The sequence below is a fragment of the Bdellovibrio sp. genome, assembly GCF_047637665.1.
Lineage (GTDB): Bacteria > Bdellovibrionota > Bdellovibrionia > Bdellovibrionales > Bdellovibrionaceae > Bdellovibrio.
In genome coordinates this window covers 80,113-88,935 of the sequence record NZ_JBLJBT010000030.1, presented here as the reverse complement: position 1 = coordinate 88,935, position 8,823 = coordinate 80,113, and the positions used below count along the sequence as shown (strand labels likewise).

General features: G+C 44.4%; 7 protein-coding genes and 1 pseudogene. 6 read left to right on the top strand and 2 right to left on the bottom strand.

Features of this window, described 5'->3' with window-relative positions; translation table 11 throughout:
- A pseudogene (locus tag ACM64D_RS10635) lies at positions 1-677 on the bottom strand (tail fiber domain-containing protein); the annotation flags it as partial.
- Positions 678-709: 32 nt separating this feature from the next.
- Positions 710-1,690 (bottom strand): sterol desaturase family protein, encoded by a 981-nt coding sequence (locus ACM64D_RS10630; protein ID WP_415063193.1) that lies wholly within the window; start codon positions 1,688-1,690, stop codon positions 710-712.
- 144 nt (positions 1,691-1,834) lie between these two features.
- On the opposite strand from ACM64D_RS10630, the gene ACM64D_RS10625 reads away from it, so the two are divergent.
- The 6 genes from ACM64D_RS10625 (at position 1,835) to ACM64D_RS10600 (ending at position 8,817) form a co-directional block, all read left to right on the top strand.
- On the top strand, positions 1,835-3,139 hold the full coding sequence (locus ACM64D_RS10625; RefSeq protein ID WP_415063192.1) for an imelysin family protein: 1,305 nt from the start codon (positions 1,835-1,837) through the stop codon (positions 3,137-3,139).
- Positions 3,140-3,322: 183 nt separating this feature from the next.
- A complete protein-coding gene (locus ACM64D_RS10620; protein WP_415063191.1) occupies positions 3,323-3,694 on the top strand; it encodes a hypothetical protein in 372 nt (123 codons plus the stop codon).
- Positions 3,695-3,824: 130 nt separating this feature from the next.
- Positions 3,825-4,145 (top strand): hypothetical protein, encoded by a 321-nt coding sequence (locus ACM64D_RS10615; RefSeq protein ID WP_415063190.1) that lies wholly within the window; start codon positions 3,825-3,827, stop codon positions 4,143-4,145.
- 220 nt (positions 4,146-4,365) lie between these two features.
- On the top strand, positions 4,366-7,530 hold the full coding sequence (locus ACM64D_RS10610; protein ID WP_415063189.1) for a hypothetical protein: 3,165 nt from the start codon (positions 4,366-4,368) through the stop codon (positions 7,528-7,530).
- 14 nt (positions 7,531-7,544) lie between these two features.
- Complete coding sequence (locus ACM64D_RS10605) at positions 7,545-8,048, top strand: hypothetical protein (protein ID WP_415063188.1); 504 nt, start codon at positions 7,545-7,547, stop codon at positions 8,046-8,048.
- Positions 8,049-8,091: 43 nt separating this feature from the next.
- Entirely contained in the window at positions 8,092-8,817 is a 726-nt protein-coding gene (locus ACM64D_RS10600) for a hypothetical protein (RefSeq protein WP_415063187.1), read from the top strand.
- Positions 8,818-8,823: the final 6 nt, after the last annotated feature.

The window sequence follows — 8,823 nt, the reverse complement described above, 5'->3', positions numbered from 1 at the left end:
CCAGACAAAGACTGAATTCCCCCTCCACTGACTCCCATCTGATCGGTCACACAAATAAAGTTTGTTCCATCAAAGGAAAGCACTTGTCCCGCAGCACAGGCCTGCGGCGCTCCGGAACTTTGTGGAAGCTGACTCTTCACCAAAAGATCCTGGGCCTTATAAGACCCGACCTTTTCGGCACGCTCAGCACTTTGTGCGTAATGAGAAAACGGGACCGAACGAATCTCCATGTCAGTATCCACTAACTGCCATCCGTTTCCATCCCAGAATCGCACGCGAAGTTTACGAATGGAATCGACACTCGGAGACCATGTTCCTCCAACGGTCGCATCATCAAGTCCTCGACAATTAAAAGATGTCGCCTTGTTGTTAAAAGCATCAATCAGACTAAAAGAACCCGTCTGCGGAAACTTCACTGAAAAAGATCCGGCCCCGATCGGGACGTCGAAAACCCCATTAGAGTTCGTCATATCTTTTACTTGCGATTGTTCCCGGTAGATAACACAGCTTCCGTCGGGACTGGTAATATCAAAGAGGAATGAGACTCCGCCATATTCAAGCGGTTTGCCGTCGGATTTAACGATGCGTCCTTGATAAGTCAACGAACCCGGGGAAGCTTCTGCGATCCCCGCAATAAGGCATAAAAGAAGAGCCCAAAGGAACGTACCGGTATTCATATACGAGCTTATCGGTCGCGCCTCGGATTTTCTTAATCATTTCTTGATAGCAATAGTCTCACCTGGAGACTGATCCGCTCTATCAAAGTCTGAAGCGGAGCCTTGTAGTGAGACCACAATGAAATTCGAAATCGTTCCGTCAGACCATAACTGAGTTTACTCACGTCTTTGGAGAAAACCAACGACCCGAAGAGACCATCCCAGATAGCGAGACTGACTCCGAAATTCTTATCATAGTGACGTGGGTCTTTAGAGTGATGCACCTGATGCTGAATGGGACTGATAAGAATTCTTTCAACAGCGCCAAAGCCCAGCGGGATCTGGCTATGGCGGAGATTCGCTCCGACAAGATTAAAAAGAAAACCAAAACCGTTAATCCCCATCAAGGTCCACAAAGAAAAGCTGGAACCAAAGATGAATATGAAAACCCCGAGAGCCACTCCCAGGCTCAAACTATTACGAAGAACCGCGAAAAACGACTCCACAGGATGAGCTCGATAAAGAGTGATCGGAGTTAAAACCCGGGCGCTGTGATGAAGCTTGTGAAACTCCCAAAGAACCGGAATCTTGTGCATCAGCCAGTGATTGAAAAACCGAAGAAAATCATCCCAGACAAAAACCGCAAAAGTGAATAAAATAATTTTGGCGTCACTGCTTGGGATGTTGAGAAGATCTCCATGATTAAAACGGACCAAAAATCGAATGACGATCTGTGAGACCTGGAAACTACCCTCAAACAGAGGGACCAAAAGAAAGCTTTTCAAAACAGCGTTGAAAAAGTAGATCCAATAATCTTGCTTACTTGAATGGTTCCACCAGTAGCGTTTGCGCAAAACCCATCTTCTTAGCAGAAAAGAAAAAGAGTGTTTCTGCTTTCGTCCCACCAGCCACATCACCACGATCACCAGCAAAAGACTGGAAAGAATATTGACGTGATAAAGCCGAGAGGTGGGCTCATCAAACTGAAACAGCAACTTTTGCAAACGGGACCAGTTTTCGGGCAGTTCCAACATGCCTGCTTCATAGCATAAAATCAGGTTTCCCCCCACATCCTTGTGTTCCATCCTCAATGCGTTTTCAATTATGCCCCCCTCAAGGGGAATACTTGTCAAAAAAGACCCTTTTCAGGCACAAAGGCCTTTGGAAAGTGAGGTCCTATGCAAGAAAAAGCCCTTATCATCAAAGTCTCAGCCGTCCTGGCAACGTGCCTGCTGACCGTTTCTTGTACTGACTTCTTTAAAACCGAAAAATCCACTCGCAACACGCCGACAGAGGTCAACACTCCTCAACAGGGCGGAGGTTCACTTCCCTCTGAGTTTCAAAAACCCAATGAAGGGCCTTTCTCAGAACAAAAAATGCTGATCAACATTGGAACCAATGTCATTGCCCGCTCCGTTGAGAGCTTCAACGCGCAAGTCCCGGTTCTGAAAAACTCTTTACGTCAATACTGCGAAGCCTTGTCTTCAGGAGGCTCCGCCACCCGAGAAGAAACTCAAGCTCGTCTGGATTGGGAACGCACCATGCTGGCCTTCCATCAGGTCGCAGCCCTTCCACTGGGACCCTTGATGGACAACGGACGTGTCTTAAACGACTTTGTCTATTCCTGGCCTTATTTGAACACTTGCGGAATTGATCAGAAGGTTTTGGAGAATTCTCAGACCCCGGTCAGTAGCGCTCAACTGGTTTTCAACGTACGAGGGCTTTCTGCGATCGAGTATCTTCTTTTTGAAAAGTCCTACAAGAGCACTTGCAATCCTCGCGCAAACCCCAAGATGGCCGAATGGAATGCCCGCCCTCTTTTACAAAAAAAACTTCATCGCTGTCTTTGGGCGCAAGAGCTGATCTCGGACGTAGAGGTTAAAGCACAAGACCTTCAAGCGAAATGGTCATTAGAAAAAGATAATTTCACAAAAACCTTGATTGACGGAACTCGCTACAAAAGCCTCAAAGAGTCGATCAACGCTCTGACGGATGCCTTAGCTCATATTGAAAAGCTGAAGGATGGAAAGCTTGGGCGTCCTCTAGGACGTCATAAAGACTGCACAGAAGACAATTGTCCGAAGGATGTTGAACATCTTTATTCAGGACTTTCTTTGCCCGCTGCTGAAGCAGAACTACAAGCCTTCAAAGCTGTCTTCACTGGAAGTTTTTCCAATCAGGTCGCTTACGGCTTGGATGATCTTTTGATTCATTCTGGACGTCCTGAAGTTGCGCAAAAAATGATCGCGGCGATCGATCAGGCTTTAGCCTCTGTGCGAGCAGCTCAAGAAAAGGGTTCTTTGCAAGAACAAGTCGAAGCCAGCAATCCGATTCTCTGTAAAGCCACGACAACTCTCGATCGTAAAGTCGAGATCTGCGCTGTTCACGCCGACGTTCGTGAAGTGGCGTTTCTTTTAAAGACCGAAGTCCTTGCGGCCTTGGCGCTGAGAGCGCCTCCGACTCAGCAGGGGGATAATGATTAGGGGGTTACAGTTACCTCCAAACTCATCTTGCTGTTGCAAGCATAATAATTTTAAACAAAAGCAAACTTTCAGAGCTTTACCTGTTACAATAGCAACAGGACTTTCAAAACACTACTCTGCTGACGAAGTACTATCTCAAGCACAAAGAACGGGCGCAGGAAATGCTCTGGAGGAAATACCTTTATGATCCCATATCAATTAAACTTCCATAATATTCATGAAATCAGAATGGGTTCCCCATTTAATAAGGCTTCGGTTTCCTTGCATGGGTCCTATGTTCCCAACCTTGAAGACTATGAATTCCAAGATGTTGGCTTAGTCTTTGGAAATGGCCGCTTCTGCGCTCTGGCTCAGTGGGATACAACTGATAATGAACCCCGATTCAAAGTTTGGCTTTTAGATCAAAAGAACAACCTCACCTCCATATCTCAATCAATTAGCGGAGCATGTACTTCAATAGTTGAGATCAATGGAAAGTTACTAATTAAATACTGGCATTATGATCCGCATACAAAAACAGGGCACAACGAAGAACTTGAGTTGCAGTTTGCCTAAACACCTTACTCCCAAACCAAAGTCCTGACTGCTAGGTACGGAGAGAGCCTCTGATTCTGCGAGGGGCCTTTGAAATTGACAGAACTAGGTCTTAAAACTAAGTTGTCAACACAAAGGAGTTTATCAATCAATGAAAACATCTCGAATATCGCGTGCGGCACTCTTGTTATGTATCACAGTCCTTCTATCAAACTGTACAACTCTTCAGTCTCATTCTGGGGGTTCAGTAACTACCAGCGGACAAAGAATTCAGGTGGAATCCACTAAATTTGCCGTTCTTAATCTTACTTCCATGGCAGACGAATACATTGAGAAATTCCGAGTCTCAAAAAAGCTCCACTCACAATGTACTGATGGAAAAGTCACCGATATCGAGACAATTTTATGGAAAAGAGATTGGATTCTTTTTCAGACCTACAATCTTGATGTAACAGCAACTTGCGGAAAATAGTGGAAGCGGCTCTCCCTCTTCATGGGTGGAGGGTCATCCCCTAATTTATATCTTAATATAATTAAATATTGCCCAATATAAATCTTTATACTTCCCAACAAGTCAGATGATCCACCTTTCTATAAAAAAGACTCGAATACATTAAAAATGTGTCACGCCATTTCAATATAAACAAATTTATTTTAAAAACCTGTCCATTACGAGTTCCCAGGAGGACCAAATGGACAAACGAAGAACTGCCATCTTATCAGTCACAGTGCTTTCACTTCTCGTCTCTTGCGGCAAACAAAATAGCCCTTCCCAATTGAGTCTGGGGTCTGAGTTTGGCATCACAATGTCGACTTCTCCATCATCTGTGAGCCGTGACCAGTACAACTCTGTCAGCATCACGAAGGAAAAATCCAAAGTGAACCTAAATGGCAACATCTTGGATGGAACGGCCAATAATATTTTAATAACGGGAACTGAGGTGGTGATTGATGTTTCGCAAGATCCGTTTAGAGGCTACAATAAAGATCTTGCAGAAGAAAATAATATCGCAAACTCGATCTACTCGCTAACTATCGACGCAAAAAAAATCGTTGTTCGCAATCACTTAAAACTTAGACAAACCAACGTCGTATTAAACGCTGAGCAAATCATTTTCGAAGAAAATGGAGTTATTGAAACAACCCCGAAACAAAAAAATACGACTCACGAAACACTTGGACAACGTTTAAATGGCCACGACGGCATTGAGGGTCTCCCTGGCAGTCAAATCCAGATTGTGGCAAATGAAATCCTTATCGAAGGTGATCAAACTAAAAAAAGATTGATTGCGAGAGGAGGTTTGGGGCAAGCCGCAGGCGGAGGCAGAAATGGCATTGATGGCGTCAGCATTCCTGCATTTGAAACTGTTGCGTTAGGGGGCGTCTCCTACGGAGTCGTCTATAGGGAAAATCTCTTCGAAACACCTAGCTGCAATCCTGATATCCTTAAAACCCATGATGAAGTCACGACCCTTCGGATGAAGAACTGTGTCGGCGGAGGCTCAAAGCCAGAACGGGGAGCAAAACAATGGCCGACAGACGGCGAAGACGCAATCCCCGGGGGACATCCTGGCCCCGGCGGAGTCGGTGGAAGAATTCTGATACAAGCAAAGTCCATAAATAATTCGGATATCATGACCTTTAATCTGTCAGAAATCGCGGACGTCGCCGCTGGCGTCGCCGGAACTCCCGCTGGAGACTACCTCGGCGGAAAAGCGGGACAACCCCAATATGCTGCCATGTGGACGGTTCAAAACAACTACACACCCGACCCACGCTACGTCCTTGTTCCTAATAAAACCACTCGGGATGGCAAAGGAGCGAACTCGCCAAGAACTCCTTTAAAAGTAAATCCTGCTGGTACTATTAAAAGCGAAATCATCACTTCCTTGGCTCATACCGAATCTTTTTACAAAAGTCGTCTTAAGCTAATTCGAGACAAATATATCGAAAAAGACTTTTCCTTTGTAAAAAACACTTTGGATGCAGACTTAAAAGAAATGCGCAGCCTTTTCCCAATCTACGCCACTCAATACAGTGAAGTACATGCCCATTATGCTCTTCTCCTAAACAGAATCACCTTACAACAAGACTATTTTGGTCACTCGTACAAAGAAGCCCCTCTATACACCTTGGATTTCAGCCTGAATCAGTTTGATTCAGAAATCGAAATGGCTCTTACAAATTACTATCTTACAACAAAAGTGCTTGCGCTTCTTAAATCAGAACAACTGACTCGAGATCAGTTGGTTGCCCTTATGAAGGAACACAACAAGACGATTAATTCCGAATCTGAAAAACAAAATATTAGAGTCGCAAAGATCAACGAACTTGAAGGAATGCGCCTCAGTTTAAAGAACAGCGAAGAGGCCTATGATCGCCTTCTGCAAGCTCTCAATCGGCAAATCGAAGAACAAGCCCAAAGAAATGTCGCGCAAAAACACAAATGGGACGCCATCAGACAAAACATCAAGGTTTTAGCCTCTCTAGCCAAAGTAATTCCCGCGGGACAACCCACCCTGGCTGCGGCAGGAACTGTTATGGAATATATCTCTGATATTCCCACTTCGGGCAGTGTAGCTGATTATATTGCTTACGGCTCTAAAGCGAAGTCCGATTGGGAAAAGGCTTTTTCACAAGACAATCTGACAAAATCACGTATCAGCTTTGATTCATTTATTGATAAACTGCGAACTTCAAATCTGGACAATAAAAATCTTCAGGAAAAAGTTGAATATATCCAGAATCTAAAAAAAGAACTGGGGCCTGTACACGAAAAGATAACCGAAATCAGTAAGGGCCTTACCGGCTCTATTGTCCCAGCTAATGAACTTCAAGAAGAGATCGAAAAGATCCGAAAATCAGATTCCCTCTTTCAAACCGTCACTACCGAGCTGGAAAAAATCGTAAAACAACGCGCAGAGGTCTACTCGGCAATGCAAGAGATTTTCCAAGATCTTACAAAGTCAGCAGCTTTAATTGAGCAATCCATAGCACTATCTCTAGCCACGCAAGACCAGTATATCGGTCTTGCAAAATTCGGGGACTCGACCTTACGTGACCTGGTTAAATCTATTCAGGACTTGTCAAAAGAACGACTACTTTATGTGCACAACGAAGTCATCAAAGCTTATGAGTACACCACGCTGGAATCACTACCTGAATCTTCACACTTTGAACTGCTAAAGGAAAAAACAATGGCGTTTGCGTCTTCAAATGGCTCCCTCGAAGAATCGATTCATCTTTTAAAGAGCTTTTATATGTCTTTCATCTACAAAGTGGTGGTTTCTCTTGATACGAAATTCCATAGCGGTTCCCCCTCCATGTTCGTAAAGAAAGATTCCGTCTACATCGACTTGACTGAAAAGCAAGTGAGAGAACTTAATGTCGTTGGCACCACAAAGCTGTATTTAAATAAGAGCGTTTTTGGCGATCACCAAAAGAATCTGCGTATTGCCAATATAGAAATCGACAGAACCCAATTCGCCGAAACAACTCAAGGTTCAGAGGGGATTCAGAAGACATTTATTGAAGTATCCCACAGCGGATCGGGAGAGCTTGAGGACGCGCATGGAACATTCCATCCGTTCACCTACCAGACATCCAATGGGCTATATGCCTGGGGAGCCTCTTATCAATTTATGGGTTCTGAGGTCATTGAATCACAACTCATCCGCGATGAATCCATGAAGGGTATCTTGGGCCTGCTTCTAAAAGACAAAGCTAATTCTCTTGTATACTCCCCTATATTCTCGCAACCGGCGGCGCTAACGACAATGTATATTGGTAAACGCGATCACGGCGGAACATTCCCTCTAGAAAACATGAGAATAAAGATTACCTACACCTTCTTTTAATAAGGATAATGACCATGAAATTACTAATATTCGTTGTAGCCACAGTGACAGTTCTATTTTCTCAGCTCTCTTATGCCGATGACAGCAGCCTGCTCTTCGAGAGCTGTATTTCTTCTGGGAAGCAAAACTACTACTATGGCCTGAGCAATTCCGTTATCAGCTGCAACAATCTAAAAAGCCTCAATGATGGACTACAAATTGTGAACATGGCAGTTCTTCCGGCTTCAGTAGCCTTACGCACACCGGGCATCAAAGAATCACTGGCTACCGAGCTTGCGACCCTGGGTCTGACGCTGTCAAACCCCGCAGTTTTAACGATCACGGTTGTTGGGGCCGTCGGCATTGCATCGCTTTATTTTGTCGTTAAAAGAAGAACGGAGGACTGCGCAAAGGAGGACCGAGAGACCTTAAAGCCACCCTCTTGGACGAACTGGAGCGACGTCATGGCGTACGAGGCGCCGTGGATCTTAACCTACGAATATTGGCAAATTAAGACTACTTGGCGCACTCCTTGCTAAATAGCCAAATCGACAAACTTAAGTTTATCTAATAGGACTAGACATGAAAAATGCTGAAAATAAACCAAGCACCTCTGTAATTTCTTTAAAACTGACCCTTCTTGCCATGATTTTGACGGCCTTGGGGTGCAACCCAAGCAGCCGAAATCCAAATGAACAAAAAACGGAGCCAATCACCCCGCAGCTTTCTTATAGATACTGCACATCCAAAGACCTTATAGATCTTCCCGAAGAAAATAAAAAGCTCTGGGCCTCTATCGCCGACGAAGATTTCGGCGACTGGCTTTATCAATATATCTATGGACCTAATCTCCCTGAAGGCTGGAAAGCCGTGAATGCCTCCAGCCTTTCCATCGCCGCAAAAAAAATGAATGCCGCAATGAAAATAGGGGAAAACTGCAGAGTTTTTCATGATTGTGTCGTCAAAGATAACGAAGAGGCTCCTAACAAAGAAGATCGTTCTCAAATTTGCGAACACGGGCATGACGTAATATCAGGTTATGTTGCCGGCCTGTGGGTAAGCTATTACCCCGATGATCGATATAATATTAAAGAGATCTGCAAGAATACGGAAGCAACCCGTAGAAGTGATTCCATAGAAAAAGTTATTACCATGGGTATCGCGACAGTAGACTCATTGCCAGATGAAGAGCACAAAAAAAGCTTCAGGTCAGACCTGAAAATTCTTTGCGGGCACTACAAAGAGACCGACTATTGCAGCCTGAATAATCCCGACATTGTTAAACTTTGTGAGACGACATTTAAATAAGTTACA